The sequence below is a fragment of the Methylobacterium sp. J-026 genome, assembly GCF_022829585.1.
In the GTDB taxonomy this organism is placed as follows: domain Bacteria; phylum Pseudomonadota; class Alphaproteobacteria; order Rhizobiales; family Beijerinckiaceae; genus Methylobacterium.
Window position 1 is genome coordinate 1 of sequence record NZ_JAKSYC010000043.1, and the last position, 18,007, is coordinate 18,007.

The 18,007-nt window shown below is 71.1% G+C and carries 19 protein-coding genes and 1 pseudogene; 15 read left to right on the forward strand and 5 right to left on the reverse strand.

Annotation, left to right across the window (positions count from 1 at the left end; genetic code table 11):
• The coding region (locus MKK69_RS02520) for an outer membrane protein (RefSeq protein ID WP_243965186.1) at positions 1-735 on the forward strand (735 nt) is incomplete at its 5' end.
• A 233-nt stretch (positions 736-968) separates the two neighbouring features.
• Here MKK69_RS02520 and MKK69_RS02525 read toward each other — a convergent pair.
• Both MKK69_RS02525 and MKK69_RS02530 read right to left on the reverse strand, forming a co-directional pair.
• The gene (locus MKK69_RS02525; RefSeq protein ID WP_243965187.1) at positions 969-2,306 is read right to left on the reverse strand and encodes an MFS transporter; all 1,338 of its coding nucleotides are present in this window, start codon (positions 2,304-2,306) and stop codon (positions 969-971) included.
• 551 nt (positions 2,307-2,857) lie between these two features.
• Positions 2,858-4,429: an ABC transporter substrate-binding protein gene (locus MKK69_RS02530; RefSeq protein ID WP_243965188.1), complete on the reverse strand. Its 1,572-nt coding sequence runs from the start codon at positions 4,427-4,429 to the stop codon at positions 2,858-2,860.
• Positions 4,430-4,780: 351 nt separating this feature from the next.
• Here MKK69_RS02530 and MKK69_RS02535 point away from each other — a divergent pair, with 351 nt between their 5' ends.
• Together MKK69_RS02535 and MKK69_RS02540 are read left to right on the forward strand one after the other, a co-directional pair.
• A complete protein-coding gene (locus tag MKK69_RS02535) occupies positions 4,781-5,020 on the forward strand; it encodes a hypothetical protein (protein ID WP_243965191.1) in 240 nt (79 codons plus the stop codon).
• 165 nt (positions 5,021-5,185) lie between these two features.
• Positions 5,186-5,719 (forward strand): hypothetical protein, encoded by a 534-nt coding sequence (locus MKK69_RS02540; protein WP_243965193.1) that lies wholly within the window; start codon positions 5,186-5,188, stop codon positions 5,717-5,719.
• Between the two features lie 25 nt (positions 5,720-5,744).
• On the opposite strand, the gene MKK69_RS02545 is transcribed toward MKK69_RS02540, so the two are convergent.
• Positions 5,745-6,305 carry a CYTH domain-containing protein gene (locus tag MKK69_RS02545; RefSeq protein WP_243965195.1) on the reverse strand — a complete coding sequence of 187 codons (561 nt, stop codon included), beginning with the start codon at positions 6,303-6,305 and terminating at the stop codon, positions 5,745-5,747.
• Positions 6,306-6,604: 299 nt separating this feature from the next.
• Here MKK69_RS02545 and MKK69_RS02550 point away from each other — a divergent pair, with 299 nt between their 5' ends.
• The 6 genes from MKK69_RS02550 to MKK69_RS02575 all read left to right on the forward strand — a co-directional run bounded on the left by MKK69_RS02550 (position 6,605) and on the right by MKK69_RS02575 (position 11,967).
• Positions 6,605-7,009 carry an NUDIX hydrolase gene (locus MKK69_RS02550; protein WP_313900818.1) on the forward strand — a complete coding sequence of 135 codons (405 nt, stop codon included), beginning with the start codon at positions 6,605-6,607 and terminating at the stop codon, positions 7,007-7,009.
• Between the two features lie 180 nt (positions 7,010-7,189).
• Positions 7,190-7,387, forward strand: a complete 198-nt coding sequence (locus MKK69_RS02555; RefSeq protein ID WP_243965197.1) for a hypothetical protein — start codon at positions 7,190-7,192, stop codon at positions 7,385-7,387.
• Positions 7,388-7,654: 267 nt separating this feature from the next.
• The gene (gene paoA, locus MKK69_RS02560) at positions 7,655-8,257 is read left to right on the forward strand and encodes an aldehyde dehydrogenase iron-sulfur subunit PaoA (RefSeq protein ID WP_243965198.1); all 603 of its coding nucleotides are present in this window, start codon (positions 7,655-7,657) and stop codon (positions 8,255-8,257) included.
• Positions 8,254-9,204 (forward strand): FAD binding domain-containing protein, encoded by a 951-nt coding sequence (locus tag MKK69_RS02565; RefSeq protein ID WP_243965199.1) that lies wholly within the window; start codon positions 8,254-8,256, stop codon positions 9,202-9,204. Before paoA ends, MKK69_RS02565 begins: the two co-directional genes overlap by 4 nt.
• 3 nt (positions 9,205-9,207) lie before the next feature.
• The gene (paoC, locus tag MKK69_RS02570) at positions 9,208-11,427 is read left to right on the forward strand and encodes an aldehyde oxidoreductase molybdenum-binding subunit PaoC (RefSeq protein ID WP_243965200.1); all 2,220 of its coding nucleotides are present in this window, start codon (positions 9,208-9,210) and stop codon (positions 11,425-11,427) included.
• A gap of 135 nt (positions 11,428-11,562) precedes the next feature.
• Positions 11,563-11,967 (forward strand): response regulator, encoded by a 405-nt coding sequence (locus MKK69_RS02575; RefSeq protein ID WP_243965202.1) that lies wholly within the window; start codon positions 11,563-11,565, stop codon positions 11,965-11,967.
• A gap of 93 nt (positions 11,968-12,060) precedes the next feature.
• On the opposite strand, the gene MKK69_RS02580 is transcribed toward MKK69_RS02575, so the two are convergent.
• Positions 12,061-12,267 carry a hypothetical protein gene (locus tag MKK69_RS02580; RefSeq protein WP_243965204.1) on the reverse strand — a complete coding sequence of 69 codons (207 nt, stop codon included), beginning with the start codon at positions 12,265-12,267 and terminating at the stop codon, positions 12,061-12,063.
• 418 nt (positions 12,268-12,685) lie between these two features.
• Between MKK69_RS02580 and MKK69_RS02585 the strand changes: the two genes are divergently transcribed.
• Positions 12,686-12,979: a hypothetical protein gene (locus tag MKK69_RS02585; protein ID WP_243965206.1), complete on the forward strand. Its 294-nt coding sequence runs from the start codon at positions 12,686-12,688 to the stop codon at positions 12,977-12,979.
• 167 nt (positions 12,980-13,146) lie between these two features.
• Here MKK69_RS02585 and MKK69_RS02590 read toward each other — a convergent pair whose 3' ends face one another.
• Positions 13,147-13,800 (reverse strand): peptidase inhibitor family I36 protein, encoded by a 654-nt coding sequence (locus tag MKK69_RS02590; protein WP_243965208.1) that lies wholly within the window; start codon positions 13,798-13,800, stop codon positions 13,147-13,149.
• A gap of 477 nt (positions 13,801-14,277) precedes the next feature.
• On the opposite strand from MKK69_RS02590, the gene MKK69_RS02595 reads away from it, so the two are divergent.
• From MKK69_RS02595 to MKK69_RS02615, 5 genes and pseudogenes are all read left to right on the forward strand, one after another.
• Positions 14,278-15,816 (forward strand): chromosome partitioning protein ParA, encoded by a 1,539-nt coding sequence (locus MKK69_RS02595; protein ID WP_243965209.1) that lies wholly within the window; start codon positions 14,278-14,280, stop codon positions 15,814-15,816.
• Positions 15,817-15,846: 30 nt separating this feature from the next.
• Entirely contained in the window at positions 15,847-16,341 is a 495-nt protein-coding gene (locus MKK69_RS02600; RefSeq protein ID WP_243965210.1) for a hypothetical protein, read from the forward strand.
• Between the two features lie 37 nt (positions 16,342-16,378).
• On the forward strand, positions 16,379-16,822 hold the full coding sequence (locus MKK69_RS02605) for a hypothetical protein (RefSeq protein WP_243965211.1): 444 nt from the start codon (positions 16,379-16,381) through the stop codon (positions 16,820-16,822).
• Positions 16,823-16,888: 66 nt separating this feature from the next.
• Positions 16,889-17,299 (forward strand): response regulator, encoded by a 411-nt coding sequence (locus MKK69_RS02610; protein WP_243965214.1) that lies wholly within the window; start codon positions 16,889-16,891, stop codon positions 17,297-17,299.
• A gap of 421 nt (positions 17,300-17,720) precedes the next feature.
• Positions 17,721-18,007, forward strand: a pseudogene (locus tag MKK69_RS02615) (hypothetical protein); the annotation flags it as partial.

Genomic DNA, 18,007 nt, shown 5'->3' on the forward strand with positions numbered 1-18,007 from the left:
GTGCCGGAGCTCACCTCGACGAGCGCCTACATCAGTATCAACGCCGGCTACGCGTTCGATGCCAGCAGCCGCAGCAACAACAACTCCACCTTCGGCGTCCCGGCCACCTACGGCGCCGCCGGCCCCAGCGCCACCTTCGGCAACCGCAACCAGGACTGCTTCTCCGGCGGCGCCCAGATCGGCTACAACTACCAGTTCACCCCGGGCTCGGGAGTGGTCGTCGGCATCGAGGCCGATGCCCAGTACCTCGACTTCGGCCGCAGCCGGAACAACGCCTTCATCAACGGCGCCCTCGCCCCCGGCTACTACGTCACCGACCCGCGCGGCTTGTCGAGCCTCGACTACTTCGGCACCGTGCGCGGCCGCCTCGGCTACGCCTTCGACCGCACCCTCGTGTACGGCACCGGCGGCTTCGCCTACGGCTCGGGCAGCGCCGACCGCTCCTTCGGCGGCTACGCCGGCAACGACAGCTTCCGCACCGGCTACGCGGTCGGCGGCGGCGTCGAATTCGCGCTCCCCACCGAGTCGTTCCTGAACTTCTTCCGCTCCTCGGCCGTGACGCTCAAGGTCGAAGGCCTGTACGTCAACCTCGACCGCAACACCCGCAACCAGGGTGCGTTCGTCATCAACGCCGCCAGCAACTTTCCCGCCGTCTACAGCAGCGGCATCGGCCGCCGCTCCGACGAGTTCGCCGTCGTCCGCGCCGGCCTGAACTACAAGTTCGGCTCGTACTAAGGGCATCCGGACGGTCCGACGGGGCGGATCTCCTCCGCCCCGTCGGGCCCCCGATCGACGTGACCGTCAGCGCGGCCGTTCCCGAGAGGGGGCGGCCGCGCTGCTATTGGGCCTCCGGATTCAAGCCTTACATTCGAGACGTCACGTCGGAGACACCGCGGCTGTCCTCCCCCGCAGAGGGGCGAGGGCGCGATCCGGCCGGATCCTGTCCGGTTGCGGCCCGGCGCGACCAGTCAGGCGGCCGACGGGCGCCGCAGGCCGGGCTCCTCCGGCCGGGCGGTACGGCCGGGCACCAGCGACAGGCCGGCGGAGAGCAGGGCGAACACCACCAGGGGCAGGAGGCTCAGGGTGAAGCTGCCGGTCCCGTCCTTGATCGCGCCGATCAGGTAGGGGCCGAGGAAACCGCCGAGATTGCCGACCGCGTTGATCGCCGCGATGCTCGCCGCCGCCGTGGCGGGCGGCATCTGCTCCGTGGCCAATGCCCAGAACGGACCCTTGAGCATGTAGACGCCGACCGCCGCCACGGTCAGCGCCGCCACCACCGGGCCGAGCCCCGTGAGGAAAGTGCCGCCCGCGAGCCCCAGCGCCAGGATCAGGAATGACAGGGCGAGGTGCCAGCGCCGCTCGGCGGTCTTGTCGCTGTGGCGGCCCCAGAGGATCATGGCCACCGAGGCGAAGCCGTACGGGATGCTGTTCAGGAGGCCGGTCTCGACATTGCCGAGGCCGAAGCTCTTCACGATCTGCGGCGTCCAGAACGACAGCCCGTAGCTGCTCGCCGTCGATCCGAAATAGATCGCCGCGAACAGGGCGAGCCGCCGGTCGCGGAGCACCTCCCGGAGCGGCGGCTTCGCCGCCTGTCCGTCCCGGGTGTTGCGCGCCGCCTCGGCCTGGAGCCGCCGCTCCAGCCAGTCGCGCTCCTCGGCCGGGAGCCAGGCCGCGTCCCGCGGCCCGTCCGGCAGCAGCCGCAGGACCGCGACGGCCATCAGCAACGCCGGAACGCCTTCGAGGATGAACAGCCACTGCCAGCCGGCGAGACCCAGACCGTTCACGTTGAGCAGCGCCCCGGAGATCGGCGAGCCGAGGAACGACGAGATCGGGATCGAGATCATGAAGATCCCGATGATCCGCGCCCGATAGGCGGAGGGGAACCAGTAGGTCAGGTAGAGGATCACGCCGGGGAAGAACCCGGCCTCGGCCACGCCGAGCAGGAAGCGCAGGCCGACGAAGGACCACGGGCCCTGCACCAGGGCCATGGCGGCGGAGATCACCCCCCAGGTCGCCATGATTCGGGCGATCCAGAGCCGCGCCCCGAAGCGCTCCAGCATCAGGTTGCTGGGGATCTCCATCAGGAAATAGCCGAGGAAGAAGATCCCGGCGCCCCAGCCGAACACCGTGGCCGTCAGGCCGACCGCGTGGTTCATCTGGATCGCCGCGAAGCCGACATTCACCCGGTCCAGGAAGGAGACGAAGTAGGCGAGGATCAGGAACGGCACGAGCCGCCAGCCGATCCGGCGCATCGCCGCGCGTTCCAGGGCGGTCTCGTCCAGGGAGCCTGTGATGGGGCCGGTCATGGGGCCTGTCCTCGTCGCGCGTGGTGGGTCCGGACCGATCCAGATCACGGCCGGGCCCGCGCAGGCTCGGAGGGTGCCCACCACCACCGCGGAGACGGCGGGAACGGCGGGCCCGTCTGGGGCTTCCTCGCGGGCCGGTCAGCTCTGGCGGTGACCTGTGCCGGTCCTGCTTAACCCGGTCCCGGTGTGGCTGGGAAGCGCGCGGCGGGAGTCCCGTGAGACGCTTCCGGTCCGATGCGGCGTCTTCGAGCGCCGACATCACCGTCGACGACGCGCGCGCCGCTTATCGGGTCCCCACGCGGATACCGTTACCCATCGACGCGCGATCGTGGGTGTCCAGAGGGCGGCATGCCCAGCCCTCTCACGGTGTTCGGCGCTCGACCTGTCCGCCCCCGACCCGAGACCCGCCCCGTCATCGCGCGCGCGGCGTTTCCGAGCCGTTTCAAGGCTAGCCTGAGCGCCTATAGGGCTCCCCCTGCGCCCGTAAGACGTCACGGGCCCCTCGCCACCGGGATCGTCCGATCCCGGGTGGACGCCCGGGCCGTCCCACCTCAGCCCATCTTCACGTTCCAGAACACCGGCACGCCGTCGAGCACCCCGGTCAGCGACGGCTTGTACGAGGTCTGGTTGAAGTACTGCCCGAGCGGCAGGTAGGGCAGGTCGGCGAAGGCCTGACGCTGCAGGTCGTCGGCGAGGGCCTTGCGCGCGGCGGTGTCGGGGGCGTCGAGCCACCGGTCCCGCAGCGCCTCGATCGTCGCGCTGGTCGGCCAGCCGATCGCGGCGCTCGCGCCGGTGCCGCGCAAAAAGGCGCTCACCGCCGGGTTGGCCTGGTCGAGCCCCGCCCAGAAGGTGCAGAAGGCGCTCCAGCCCCCCTGGGCGACCGGGTCCCTCTTGGCGCGCCGCTGCACCACCGAGCCCCAATCCATGATCTGGTAGTCGACGTTGAAGCCGGCCCGGGTGAGCATGTCGTCCGCCACGTCGGCGAGCGCCTTCAGGCTCGGGAAGTCGGAGGCGCCCATCAGCACCACCTTCTCGCCCTTGTAGCCGGCCGCCGCCAGCGCCGCCTTGGCGGCCGCGTCGTCGCGCGGGCGCGTCAGCGCGTCGAGGCCGACCTCGCTCGCCATCGGCAGCCGGGGGCAGAAGAAGCCGGTCGGCACGTGGATCAGCTTGGGGTCGGTGCCGGTCACCGCCTGCATGAAGTCGGTCTGGTCGAGCACCTTCAGCAGCACCTGCCGGATCGCCGGATTGTCGAAGGGCGGCTGGAGCTGGTTCATCCGCAGGCAGCCGATCAGGCCGGTCGGATCGATGATGCGCGTCGTCAGGCTCCCGAGGGTGGGCACGAGATCGGCCGGCGGCTGCTCCCACCAGTCCATCTCGCCGGTCTGCATGGCCGAGGCGGCGGTGGCCTGGTCGGGGATGACCTGCCACTCGACCCGGTCGACGAAGGCGCGCTTGGGACCGGAGGTCCATTGCGGCGTGCCGCCCTCACGGGGGACGTATTTGTCGAAGCGCTCGTAGACGACCCGGGCGCCGACCACCCGCTCGTCGGCCTTGAAGCGGAACGGGCCGCTGCCGACCATCTCGGTCACCTGGGTGAACGGGTCGGTCCTTGCGAGGCGCTCCGGCATGATGGCGCAGATCGAGGAGCCGATCTTGCCGAGCGCGTCCGGCAGCAGCGCGAAGGGCTTCTTGAGCCGGAACTGGATCGTCCGGTCGTCGGGGGCCGAGAGTTCGTCCGTATAGGCCATGAGCGTCTGGCCCATGGCGTCGCGCTTGCCCCAGCGGGCGATGCTGGCCACGCAGTCCCGGGCGAGCACGGGGGTGCCGTCGTGGAAGATCAGCCCGGGCCGCAGCGTCAGGCGCCAGAGCCGGCCGTCGGTCTCGACCGTGTGGCCGGCGACCATCTGCGGCTGGGCCGCGTAGGCGGCATCCGTGCCGTAGAGCGTGTCGAACACCGCGAGCCCGTGGTTCCGGGTCACGTAGGCGGTGGTCCAGATCGGATCGAGCACCGTCAGATCGGCCTGCGGGATGAACTTGAGCACCCGCGCGGCCGTGCCCTGCGCCAGCGCCGGGGCGGCCAGCGCCGCGCCCGACAGGGCCATGAAGGATCGTCTGTTGTGCATGCCCGCCTGTCCGCCCCGGTGAGGTCCGCCGGATCGTAGCACGCACCGGGCCAGGGGACGCGCCCCACGGTACACGGTGTCGCATCGGGACGACTCCCTCCGCCGCGGCCCGTGCCCCGTGCGGCCGGTCGGAAGAACACAAACACTTTATTGGTCCCGATAAGATCGACTTTCGCGCGCCGTTGGCGGTTAGGACAATGTTTTGTCAACAGAAAGACTTTATTTGCGCTCACGGGGTCGGAGCGGTCGAGCCCGACGGTCTGGACGTCCCTCGGACGCGATCCCGGCCGGCAAATCGCCGCTGCCATCCGGTCCGGTGACCGGACGGGGTTCCCAGGATCACGCAGCGCCATGAATTTCACGGTCTCCGCACGCCTCGCCGCGCGCCGGTTCGCCTATCAGCACGCCTCCGTCCTCAACGCCCTCGACCAGGGCATGAGTCTGATCGCGGCCGGCATGGCCGAGGTGACGATCACCGACGGGAGCGGCCGGGCCCGGTCGCCGGCGGCGCTCTATCAATCCCTGTTCGCCGCCGGTCTCCCCGGGCCGGTGCAGGCCCGGGCGGATTCGGCGGCGATGCGCGCCGCCTGATCGATCCGGACGCGCGGCGGTCCACCGCCGCCGCTCTCGTTGTCCGAACAAAGAAATCCAACGGATACGGATTCGTCTTTCTGGACATCTCCCGAGATCAGGCTTAACCTAAGTGTGTTCGTGCCGCCGACGTCGCGGCTCGAATGCTTCCAAGGATCGTTATACATGAAGCGCCGTAGCGCGCGGCCATTTATGGTCGAAGTCAAGCACGCCCGGACCCAGCGCACAGCACCGACCGACGCCGATCCGCAGACGCGGCCGGCCAAGGTTCTGTGGCAGGAACTGGTCCAGGCCGAGACGAAGCCGGTGCGGCCGCCCTTCGAGGCGGCGCCGGCCCCGCGGCCGGAGCCGAAGGAGCCGGAGGCACCGGCCCGCCGCGTCCTGCCGAGCCTCGTCCCCATGTTCGAGAACACGGCCGAACCGCAGATCGAAGTCGAGCCGACGCCCCGCCCGCGCCGGCCCCGGCGCGAACAGGCCCCTGCGCTGGCGCAGCCCGCCCGGGAGATCCCCGCGGCGCAGCCGGTCCCGGAGGCTCGCCCGGCCGCCATCCGGCTCGATCCGATCGCCGCGCTGCCCGGACTCACGGATCCGGCCGGACCCGCTCAAGAGCTGATGCCGCGTCCCGCGCCCTGGCGCCGGACGAAGGAGCTCAGGCTCGGCGAGCGCTGGAAGCGCCGTCTCCCGCCCTACGCCCGCTGAGCGGACGCCGTCGGATCGCCGGTGATCAGGCCCCGCGGCATCCCGTCGGAACGGGGCCGCCGGGTTCTTCGCTCGCCGGAGACTCGATTGTCGGAGACTCGATCACTCGAGACTCGGCGGCCGGCCGGTCCGGCATCGTGCCCCCGGCCAGGCGCGAGTTGCGGTAGCGTGCGTCGCCCGTGACCTCCCGCTCGACCCAGGGCGGCAGCACCACGGGCTGGTCCTCGCGTTCGAGTTCGATCTCCGCCAGGATCAGACCCGAGAGCGCGCCGCCGAAGACGTCGACGTCCCAGGTGGCCCCGGCATGCTCGACCCGGAAGCGGGTCTTCTCCAGGCGCCGGTCGGCCGGCACGCGGGCCAGCAGCGTCGCGCCGTCCGTCGGCGCGATGGCGAACTCGACCTCTTCGCGGCAGGCGCCCCGCCGCGGGCTCTTCCACGTGACCAGCATGCGCTCGCCCGCTTTGCGGATGCGGATGGTGTTGGCGGCGTCGGTGAAGAGATAGCCCTGAACGAACGGCGTTCCCGACTCGCAGAGCGGCAGGACGGCCGGACTCGCGATGAATTTGCGCTCGATCTCGACAGCCATGCCGTGACTCGGTGTCGTTGGGGGCGAGAGCTTTCGCGGACAAACCGCCGCACGGCAAGGGGCGCTCCTGGCTTCGCGCTCGGCGTTACGGACATGGCTCCCTAACGACCGGACATAGATGTAAAGCCAAAATCTTTATCTATGTAAACATGCCAAACGTCGATAGAATGCACAATCGGCGTCAGCAAATCCACGCGTTCATATCCTTGAGGTCCGCGCTGAAGACGGCATCGAAACAGTCCGGTCTGAGAAGGCTGCTCCGGAAGGCGCGGGCCAAACCGCTCAAGCAGGTTGCGGCATTGCCGTTCCGTGTCGGTCCGGACGGTCAGATCGAAGTGCTGCTGATCACCTCGCGGGATACCGGACGCTGGATCATCCCCAAGGGCTGGCCGATGTCCGGCCGCAAGGCGCATCGGGCCGCCGAGCGGGAGGCGTTCGAAGAGGCCGGCCTGATCGGGCAGATCGCGGCGGATCCGGTCGGCTGGTATCGCTACGAGAAGCGCCTCGCCGACGGCCGCGCGCTGCCCTGCAAGGTGCGCGTCTACCCGCTGCGGGTGGAGGCCCAGCACGCGCGCTGGCCGGAGCAGGACCAGCGGACCCTGCGCTGGTTCGCCCCGGAGGACGCGGCCCGCCTCGTCCAGGAGGACGAACTCCAGCAACTCCTCGCGGGCTTCGCCGCGGAGCCCTGCGACGGCCGCGCCTGATCGGCCGCCCGCCCGCTCCCGCCCCGGCACGCCGTCCACCGCCCGTTCTGACCGGCCTCCGGGGAACCGGCGGTGCGTTCCGCCGTTGGTTGATCAGATTGGATCGTTTCTAAATTTAGAGCGGTCCTCGGAATGCCGGACCGGGCGGCCCCAGGCCGCCGGCCTCACGGGAGTCTGATCATGAACGCGAAGTGTGAGACCTGCCGTTTCTTCGACGAGCACAAGGGCAACGGGGGCGTCGCCCAGAACGATGCCGGCCTGTGCCGCTTCAACCCGCCCGTCAGCCAGCCCGCGCCCGAGTCGAAGGGCCTGTGGCCGGTGGTCGCCTCTGCCGATTGGTGCGGCCACTACACCCCCGAGATGACGGCGGCCGAGTAACCGCTCCCCGGCGATCCCGCCCTCGGGGCCGGCCTTCGGGCCGGCCCCTTTCGTTTGGCCGCCGCGCATCCCGGCGCCGCCCTGCGCCTAGCGCATCATGGGCGCGACGGATGGGCCCAGGCGGACCCTGACCCCTGATCGCGGCGCCTGTATCCCCTACCTTGGAGCAAATCCAGGGTGTCGGGGGTTTCCCCGCGCATCCCGCCGTGCGCGCGGGTGCGGGAGTTGCGCCGCCCGCGCCATCGCGATCTGAACCGGAGAGACTTGATGCTGGGAGCTACCGCCGCCGCGCCCGAGGGCGCCGGCGCCTGGGCCGCGGACACGTCCGCACGGACACCTGCACCGACCGACGCGCCGGTCCTGGCCAAGGTCACCTTCACGGTGAACGGCCAGCGCCGGGACCTCGAACTCGACACCCGCACCAGCCTGCTCGACGCGGCGCGCGAGCATCTGCACCTGACCGGCTCCAAGAAGGGCTGCGACCACGGCCAGTGCGGCGCCTGCACGATGATCGTGGACGGGCGGCGCATCAACGCGTGCCTGACCCTGGCGGTCATGCACCAGGGCGCCGAGATCACCACGATCGAGGGTCTCGGGCAGCCCGACGCCCTGCACCCGATGCAGGCCGCCTTCGTGAAGCACGACGGCTACCAGTGCGGCTACTGCACCCCGGGCCAGATCTGCTCGGGGGTGGCCGTCCTCGACGAGATCCGGGCCGGCATCCCGAGCCACGTGACCGCCGACCTCGAGGCCGCGCCCACGGTCACCGAGGCCGAGATCCGCGAGCGCATGAGCGGCAACATCTGCCGCTGCGGCGCCTATTCCAATATCGTCGAGGCAATGACCGAGGTTGCCGGGAGGTCGGCATGAAGTCCTTCACCTACGAGCGCCCAGACTCCCCCGCCGCGGCGGCCGCCGCCGTCGCCGGCACGCCGGAGGCCAAGTTCATCGCCGGGGGCACGAATCTCCTCGACCTGATGAAGCTGCAGATCGAGACCCCGCGCCACCTCGTCGACGTGAACGGGCTCGGCCTCGACACGGTCGAGCCGACCGCGGAGGGCGGCCTGCGCGTCGGCGCCCTGGTGCGCAACACCGACCTCGCCGCCCATCCGCGGGTGCGCCGGGATTACGGGGTGCTCGCCCGGGCGCTGCTCGCCGGCGCCTCGGGGCAGCTGCGCAACAAGGCGACCACCGCCGGCAACCTGCTCCAGCGCACGCGGTGCCCGTATTTCTACGACACCGCCCAGGCCTGCAACAAACGCCAGCCGGGCTCCGGCTGCTCGGCGCTCGACGGCGTGAGCCGCCAGCTCGCGGTGATCGGCGGGAGCGCGGCCTGCATCGCCACGCATCCCGGCGACATGGCGGTGGCCATGCGCGTGCTCGACGCCACGGTCGAGACCATCGATGCCGAGGGCACCGCGCGAAAAATCCCGATCGCCGAGTTCCACCGCCTGCCCGGCGACGAACCCCAGCGCGACACGACCCTGAAGCCCGGCGAGCTGATCACCGCGGTGACGCTGCCCGAGCCGGTGGCGGGCACGCATATCTACCGCAAGGTCCGCGACCGGGCCTCCTACGCCTATGCCCTGGTCTCGGTGGCGGCGATCCTGCGCAAGGACGGCAGCGGCCACGTCGCCTTCGGCGGCGTCGCCCCCAAGCCCTGGCGGGTCGAGGCGGCCGAGGCCGATCTGCCCAAGGGCGCCAAGGCCGTGACCGACCGGGTCTTCGCCGAGGCCGGGCCCACCCACGAGAACGCCTACAAGCTGAAGCTCGCCGAGCGAACCCTCGGCGCCGCGCTCAACCAAGCGAGGGCCTGAGCCATGAAATTCGACACCCCCGCCGGCCAGAACCCCATCGACCGGCTCAAGGTCGTGGGCCAGCCCACCGACCGCATCGACGGCAAGTACAAGACCACCGGCACCGCCCCCTACGCCTACGAACGCAACGACGTCGCGCCCGACGCCGCCTACGGCTACGTGCTCGGCGCCGGCATCGCCAAGGGCCGCGTGCGCCGCATCGACACCGCTTCGGCCCGGCAGGCCCCCGGCGTGATCGCGATCGTCACCACCCTCGACACGCCCCGGGTCGAGCGCGGCGTCATGAACGTCGCCTACCTGTTCGGCGGCGACGTGATCCAGCACTACCACCAGGCGATCGCCGTGGTGGTGGCCGAGACTTTCGAGCAGGCCCGGGCGGCGTCCTTCCTGGTCCAGGTCGAGTACGCCCCCGAGGCGGGCAAGTTCGACCTCGCCGCCGAGGCGGCGGGGGCCGAGCCGGTCCCGGCCGAGAGCGGCGAGGGCAGCGGCGGCGACGGCGAGGAGCGGGTCGGGGATTTCGAGGGCGCCTTCGCGCAGGCCCCCGTGACCCTCGACGCGGCCTACACGACCGCCGACGAGAGCCACGCCATGATGGAGCCCCACGCCACCTTGGCGGCCTGGGACGGCGACCGGGTCACGCTCTGGACCGCCAACCAGATGATCGGCTGGGGCCATGGCAGCATCGCCAAGATGCTGGATCTGCCCAAGGCGAAGGTCCGGCTCGATGCGCCCTATGTCGGCGGCGGCTTCGGCGGCAAGCTGTTCGTGCGCGCCGACGCGGTGCTGGCGGCCCTCGCCTCCAAGGCGGCGGGGCGGCCCGTGAAGGTGGCGCTGACGCGGCCCCTGATCGCCAACAACACCACCCACCGGCCGGCCACGATCCAGCGCGTGCGGATCGGCGCCACGCAGGACGGCACCATCACGGCCATCGCCCACGAGAGCATTTCGGGCAACCTGCCCGACGGCGACCCCGAGACGGCGGTGAACCAGACCAAGCTCCTCTACGCGGGGGCGAACCGCCTGACCGCCATGAAGCTCGCCCATCTCGATTTGCCCGAGGGCAACGCCATGCGGGCCCCCGGCGAGGCCCCGGGCCTAGCGGTGCTCGAAATCGCCATGGACGAGATGGCGGAAAAACTCGGCCTCGATCCTGTGGAGTTCCGCATCCGCAACGACACCCAGGTCGATCCGAACCAGCCGGACCGCCGCTTCTCGCACCGCGACCTCGTCGGCTGTCTCAAGCTCGGCGCGGAGCGGTTCGGCTGGGGCAAGCGCAATCCGAAGCCCGGGCAGGTGCGGGACGGGCAGTGGCTCGTCGGCATCGGCATGGCGGCGGCATTCCGCAACAACATGGTGATGAAGTCGGGCGCCCGGGTGCGCCTCGATGCCAGCGGCACCGTCACGGTCGAGACCGACATGACCGATGTCGGCACCGGCAGCTACACGATCATCGCCCAGACCGCCGCCGAGATGATGGGCGTGCCCCTCGACCGGGTGGTGGCGCGGCTGGGCGATTCGGACTTCCCGACCTCCTCCGGCTCGGGCGGGCAGTTCGGCGCCAACTCGTCCACCGCCGGCGTCTACGCGGCCTGCGTGAAGCTCCGGGAGGCGGTGGCGCAGAAGCTCGGGTTCAACGCCACCGACGCGGTGTTCGAGGACGGCGAGGTCCGGTCGGGCAACCGAGCGATCCCCCTCGCCGAGGCCGCCGCCGGCGGCGAGCTGGTGGCCGAGGATACGATCGAGTTCGGCGACATCTCCAAGGTGCAGCAGCAATCGACCTTCGGCGCCCATTTCGTCGAGGTCGGCGTGGACCTCTATACCGCGGAGGTCCGGGTCCGGCGGATGCTGGCGGTCTGCGCGGCCGGGCGGATCCTCAACCCGAAATCGGCCCGCAGCCAGGTGATCGGCGGGATGGTCATGGGCACGGGCGCGGCCCTGATGGAGGAGCTGGCGGTCGACGCCAAGCGCGGCTTCTTCGCCAACCACGATCTCGCCGGCTACGAGGTGCCGGTCCACGCGGACATCCCGCACCAGGAGGTTATCTTCCTCGACGAGGTCGATCCGATGTCCTCGCCCATGAAGGCGAAGGGCGTGGGTGAACTCGGCATCTCGGGGATCGCCGCCGCGGTGGCGAACGCGGTCTACAACGCCACCGGCATCCGCGTCCGGGACTACCCGATCACCCTGGACAAGCTCCTCGACCGCATGCCGGACGCCGCCTGACCGGCGCGGGCGGACACGGCGTACCCGGCTCGGGCGCGCCGTGTCCGCCGGACCGCCACGGCAACGTGACCGGACGCGCGTGGGCCAATCGGGCCCGGCCGCGTTGATGCGGCACCGGTCGCAGGGAGATTCTCAATGGCGGACGCGTTTGCACCGCAGCCCGCCGTGCTGCTGGTCGAGGACGACCCCGTGCAGCTCATGGAGGCGGCCGCTTCCCTGCGCGATGCGGGCTTCGCGGTTGCCGAGGCCGCCACCGTCGAGGTGGCGCAGGCCCATCTGGCGGCCCGGCCCGAACTCATCGCCCTGGTGGCGGATGTTGACCTTCCGGGCGAGCCGCTGAGCGGCTTCACCCTGGCCAAGGCCGTGGCGGCGCGCTGGCCCGAGCGTGCCATCCTGATCGTGTCCGGATTGGCGTGGCCGGAGGAGGGCGCGATGCCGATGGGGGCGGGCTTTCTGCGCAAGCCCTTCACCGCGGACGGGCTCGCGAAGGCCCTCCGGTCCGTGCTCACGGCGCGGGGCCTGCACAGTCCGGGCGGTTGACGCACCGTCCTGCCCGATGAGCGCCGGCTCGGCGGCGCGGGTCTTGACTGGTTCGTGGCTAGCCGGACGGGCGCCTGAGGAGACGCGCCCCGATCAGCCGTCGCTCTCATCCGCGTCGCCGCCCGCCGACAGGAGCCAGTCGGGGAGGCCGGGGATCACCTCGCCGGCCACCGCACCGGCGGTTTCCAGGGCGCGTCCCGCCTTCGCCTCGGGACTCTCGGCCCGGACTTCCGCGAACAGCTTGCGTGCCAGCCGGTCGAGTTCCTCGTCCGAGAGCTGCTGTCCGTTCGGATCCGACATCGGGCGCCTCCTCGACGCATGCGGCCGCCCCGCCCGGAGGAGGGCGGACGTCCGACTTCACCCGCATGAGCCACCCCGCGGGGCGACCCGGGCCGGAGCATGACGCCCGCCGGTTAGCCGGCCGTATCGGGGACCGCGGCGGGGCCGTCCCAGGGCGGGATGGCTCAGCTTCGCCGCGCGTCCGGAACAACCCGCGGCCCCGGCCTGTGTTGAGAAAGATCTTTCAAGGGGGATTGAGCGTAAAATTAGACGTAAATCAATAATTCCCCGATGGACACGTTGTATCCATATGTAAATCACGTGCGAAGGCGCACGTTCTGTACACGCTTGCATACCGTCCGCGGATCCGAGGTGCCGGGATCGGGTTGGTCGAGGCATCCGGAGCTTTCCGGCATGTCCGACGCACCAGGAGATTTGCGTGACCCGATTCATCCTCGCCACGGCGGCCCTCGCGGCCCTGGCGACGCCTGCCTTCGCGCAGGTCATCGAGACGCCGACCAGCACCCAGGTCATCGTGCCGCCCGGGGCCCCCGGAATCGTGACGCGTCAGAGCAATTCGACCGGCGATCAGGACGCCTTCACATACTCGCCCACCGGCCGCGCCGCCGACGGGATCGAGACGGATTCGGCCGCCGCAGGCAACGAAGATCAGCCGTCGCGCGTCGGCTCCACGGGCAGCGGCGGCTCCGGCGGTAACGGCGGCGGCGGCTGAGAGCGATCCGGCGGACCCGCGCAGGCTGGCGGTACGACGGGCCCCTGATCCGAGCCTGACTGGCGGCGCGCGACGGTCCGGCCATCGCCTCTATCCGGAAACGGCGGGTGACTTCGCGAGCCCGCAAAACGGGAGCCGGCGCCTCCCCCGGCGGGGCCGGCCGCCCCTCAGCCGGCGCGGCGGTTGCAGCGGATATAGGCGGAGGTGCCCCAGGCGCTCGTCCAGGTCAGGCGGTCACCGTCGACCACGAGACGGACATGGGAGGACCAGCGACGGTCGCGATCCGCGCAATCGGCCGCCATCGACCAGGCGTTGCCGGTGCGGTGCGCGTCGCGGAAATTGCAGATGGTGTCGCCGGCCCTGGCGCGCTCGGGGGTGATCGTCGCCTGCAGGTAGCCGTGGCGGCGCGACGGGGCGCTGCAGGCCTCGGTGGCCGGTCCCCAGGTCCCGACATAATCGGCGCCGGCCGGGGCCGGGCGGGGGGATGCCGGCGCCGCGGCGGGCTGCACCGTGACGGCCGGGGCCGCCGGTTCGGTCGCCGGTGCCGCCGCGGGGGCCGCGAGCGTCGACGGTGCGCTGGCCGGCTGTTCCGGCGGGGCGAAGGCGATCACGCGACGCGGCAGGTCCTCCGGCTGATCCAGCAGCGGTTCCCCGATGGCCGGCGTCGCCGAAGTCCGGAACGGCATGTCCTCGGTCAGGTAGGTGGCGCAATAGGCGAACAGGCCGAACCAGCCCAGGGCCAGGAGGAGCTGGGGCGCGTAGCGCCGCCGGTCCTCGCGCTGGGGTTCGGCGGCCAGCGCCGCCAAGACTATCGCCGTCACCGCACCCTCCTACCCCTCATCGAACGGCCCGTGGCCCTGAACACAGGTTCCGTCGCGCGGCGGTTGAACAGGACGGCCACGATCCACGGTTTCTCAGTTATCGAGCCATGGACCGGTTTATTAACGTCCGGTAAATCGTTAATGACGCGTTAACAGGCCGATCCGGGGCCGGGTCTGCGCGATCAGGAAGGCTCGACGTGGTGCGCCTTGGAGCTTCTCCCGAAACCGCAGGCGCCCGCGGCTGTCCCGGCGGATGGCTTTCGGATCGTGCGGCGCGGTCCGCCCGCCGGAGGCCTTCGCCCGCCCGCGATCCCTATGCAATTGCGCCCGAGCCCATGGTTCCGGGAACCGGAACCGGCACGATGCTCTAGTCTCACCCTGTGCAGTACGAAGTAAAATGCAAAAACCGACTCGACAGTCTAACAGGTTTAAGATTAGTTAATTTCCTCGGATTGAGGGCGCGGGAGAGTTTGTTTAATGGCGTGGTCGTCTTTCCGTAACATGCTTTCCGCGCCGGACGGCACGCCCGAGCCGCTGCCGCCGGCGGCCGAGCCGGCGATGCCCCAGGCGCGGGTGCGCACGACCGCCGAGGCGCCGGGCCAGCGCGCATCCCTGGCCGACCGATCCCATTCCTCCCTCGACGCGATCGGCAAGCGCGACGAGATGCTGCGCCAGCGCATCGACGCCATGGTCGACCGGCTGGAGGACATCCGCTCCCTCCAGGACGACTTCGTCTCGATCCTGGAGCCCATCGTCAGCATCAGCGACGAGCTCCCGCGGGCGAGCATGCGCATCGCCGAGCTGGAGACCTCGCTGGCCCAGGAATTCCAGACCGGCAAGGCGGTCCGGCTGGAGGCCGCCGAACTCTCGGCCCGCATCTCGATCCTGACGAACGAATTCTCCGATGCCACGGCGCGGGTGGCCCGGGCGGAGGAGCTGCTGCACGCCCGGGAGGCCGCCCTGGCCGCCCAGGGGGTCGAGCTGCGGGACAGGGTGCTGGCCTCCGAGAATCTGGAGCGCCGCCTCGCCGCCGAGATCGAGCAGAGCAAGGCGCTGGTCGCCGAGGGCAAGGCCCTGCGGGCGGAGGCCCAGGCCGCCGACAGCGCCCTCACGCGCTCGGAGCACGACCGGCTGGAGGCGCGCGAGACCCTGGCGGCCTTCGAACAGGACAACCGGCGGCTCCGGGCCCAGAACGAGGAGCAGTCCCTGCGCCTCGGCGAGGTGGAGGCCCGGTGCCGGACCGTCGAGGCCGCGGTCGAGACCGAGCGCCAGAAGGCGCGCGCCGCCGAAGGCCAGCTCGCCGCCGAGACCTCGGCCCGCGTCCGCATCGAGGCCCAGTTCGAGGCGGATGCCACCGCCCTGCGCACCGAGCGCTCGGCCCTCGCGATGAAGCTGGAGGCCGCCGCCAACCGGGCGGATTCGAACGAGCAGCTGCTCGGCCAGGCCCGGGCGCAGCTGCGCGAGCGGGACGAGGCGCACCGGCTCGCGGAACGCACCTTCAAGGAAACCAACATCGCCCGCGTCACGGCGGAACGGCGGCTCGAGACCATCCAGGACGACCTGTCCCGGCAGACGGAGCGCTTCGTCGAGATGCAGCGCGCCCGCAGCGACCTCGATTCGCGCTGCGAGATGCTCGGCAAGGCGCTCGCCGCCAAGGACGCCGCCCTGGAGCAGGCGGCGGCCCGCAACGCCGCCCTGACCGAGCGGATCGAGCAGCTGACCCACCGGCAGGAGGCCGCGCGGATCGAGTTCGAGGCCGCGAACCGGCGCCTCTCCGAGGATCTGCAGAACGAGCGCTCCGAGCGCGCCCTGGTCCAGGGCGCCCTCGACATCGCCCGCGAGACCCGGACGACGCTTCAGAAGCAGTACGAGGCGCTCAAGCGCTCCGGTCGCGGATGGCGCAAGCCGGACGGGGCGGGCGAGGGCCTGCCGTCGGGGCAGGACTTCGCCGCGCAGCCGGAACCCGAGGCGTCGAGCAATGTGCACCCGTTCACATCGCCCGGCACGGCCGGCTGATCCGATGCGGTCCTGTGAGAGGTTCGAACGATGAGCGATAGGGCCCCGATCGACGCGTCCTACAACGGAAGCCCGAATGTGATGATGCGCGCGTGGCAGGCGAAGGCGGATGCGTCCCCCGAGAAGGTGGTGAGCTTCCTGGGTCTCGAGAGCCGGAACGGGGCGGTCGTCACGACCGACAGCCCGAACGCGGTCGGCATCCCCACCCGCGAATGGGCCTCGGCGGTCGACCTGATCCGCGAGGCCAGCGAGGCGATCCGGGTCGGCGAGGAGCGGGCGTCCGAGCTGGAGGCGCAGCTGGCCCAGGTCGTCGCGCAGGCCGATCTCGAGATCCGGCGCCTGGAGCAGGAGATCGCCACGGGGGCGCAGAACCTGGCACGGTCCGAGGAGCGGGCCCGGCTGGCGGAGGCGCGGGCGACGGAGGCCGAGGAATGGCTCGTGCGTCTCCACGACGCCGCGGTCGAGGCCTTCGGATCCCGCGTCAAGCTCGCGCCGGTGGCCAGCCCCGCCGAAGACGCCGAGTAGCCGCGGTCCCCCTGCGACGATGGCGCGGCCGACGATCATGGAATCCGACGAGATCGGCGGGGCGATCCCTCAGGCGCAGGGTTCCCACGCCGCCTTCCGCGTCGTCGATCCGGTCCGGACGCTGGCGCTCATCCAGCAGGCCGGGGATCAGATCCGGGGGTTCTGGTCGTGGCGCGACATGGTTCAGCGGCGGGCGACCGGGCTGTTCCGGCGCGTCTACGAGGACCGCACCCTCAAGAACGAGACGATCCGGGAGCTCGAATCCCACCTGTCGCGGATGGATCGCCGGAACGCCGACCTGGAGCGCGCCCTCGCGGAGATCTCCTCGGATTACGAACGGGTCGTCGTGCGCTGCATGGAGGCCGAGTTCCGCGTCATCCAGGCCGAGCACAGGGCCACCCTGGCCGAGATGTGCGCGTTCCGCCTGGACGATCTGCTCGCCCGGGTCGGCGAGGGCACCGAGGTCGCATACCCGAAATGACACCGGCGGGGGTCGATCCCCGGGGCGCGCCGCGGACCTTTCGCGCGTGTTCGGACTTGGTGGGGGATGAACGATACAGTCCCGCCGCCGGCACCCTACGCCCTCGTCGTCGACGATGACGGCCTCATCCGCATGGACGCGATGGACATCCTGGCGGAGGCCGGGTTCCGCACCTTCGAGGCCAGCGACGGGGATGCCGCGATGGCCCTGCTCGCCCGGGAGCAGGCGCTGATCGTGCTGCTGTTCACCGACGTGCAGATGCCCGGTTCGCGGGACGGCTTCGCGGTCGCGCGCGAGACCGCCAGCCAATGGCCGCACATCGCCATCGTGGTGGCGTCCGGACAGGTGCAGCCGGGGCCGGGCGACATGCCCGAGGGCGCCCGCTTCATCGGCAAGCCGTTCACGGCCGACATGGTCCACGATCACCTGCGCGCGATTCTCCCCGACGGCCAGAAGCCGGAGCCGCTGCGTCAGTAGGGCCGTTCCCGACCCCTTCGGCGGTCCCCGCCCGGCCGTGGCGGAGGGATCCGCGCATCACTTGCTGCGAGGCGCGACGCGCTCTCCTCCCCTGGCGGTCCCGGGCTTGCCCGGGATCGCGCGCGCTTGCGGGGAGGGGAACGGCGCCTCCGTTTCGAGATGGTCGTGTCAGCCTGAGACGTGTGAATCCGGTAGCCCCCAGAGGGGTTGAGGGAGGTGCGTCGGTGTCCGGCCCGCTGCGCTCGTTCGTTGGACAGGCGTGAATCCGGTCGCTCTTCGGGGGACGCCCATCGGGCTCGTCCGCCGCCGGACCGAACGCCGATGTTTCACGGGAAACACAGCGCGCGCCGGGACGATGGCACGGCCCTGTGGCGGCGGCGTCATCGCCGCCCGGGCCCGCGCCTGGTAGCAGCGGAGGGGCATGACGACAGCGAGCTGGCGCGATCTCCGCAACGCGAAGGCCCGGGCCCGGCTGGAGCGGGCCCTGCCGCCGGTCTTCCCCGTGCCGGTCCTCCGGCACGCCCTGGCGCGGGCCCTGATCCCGCCGACGCCGCGGCGCGCCGTCGAGAGCTACTGGCGCAGCCACATCCTCCGGGCGGACCGGCTCGCCCGGGCCCTGGCGGCCCGCTCCGGCACGCCGGAGGGCTGGACCTGGCAGATCGGCCCCGAGGGACCGGGCGGCGAGGCCCGCGCCGGCAGCTTCCGGAT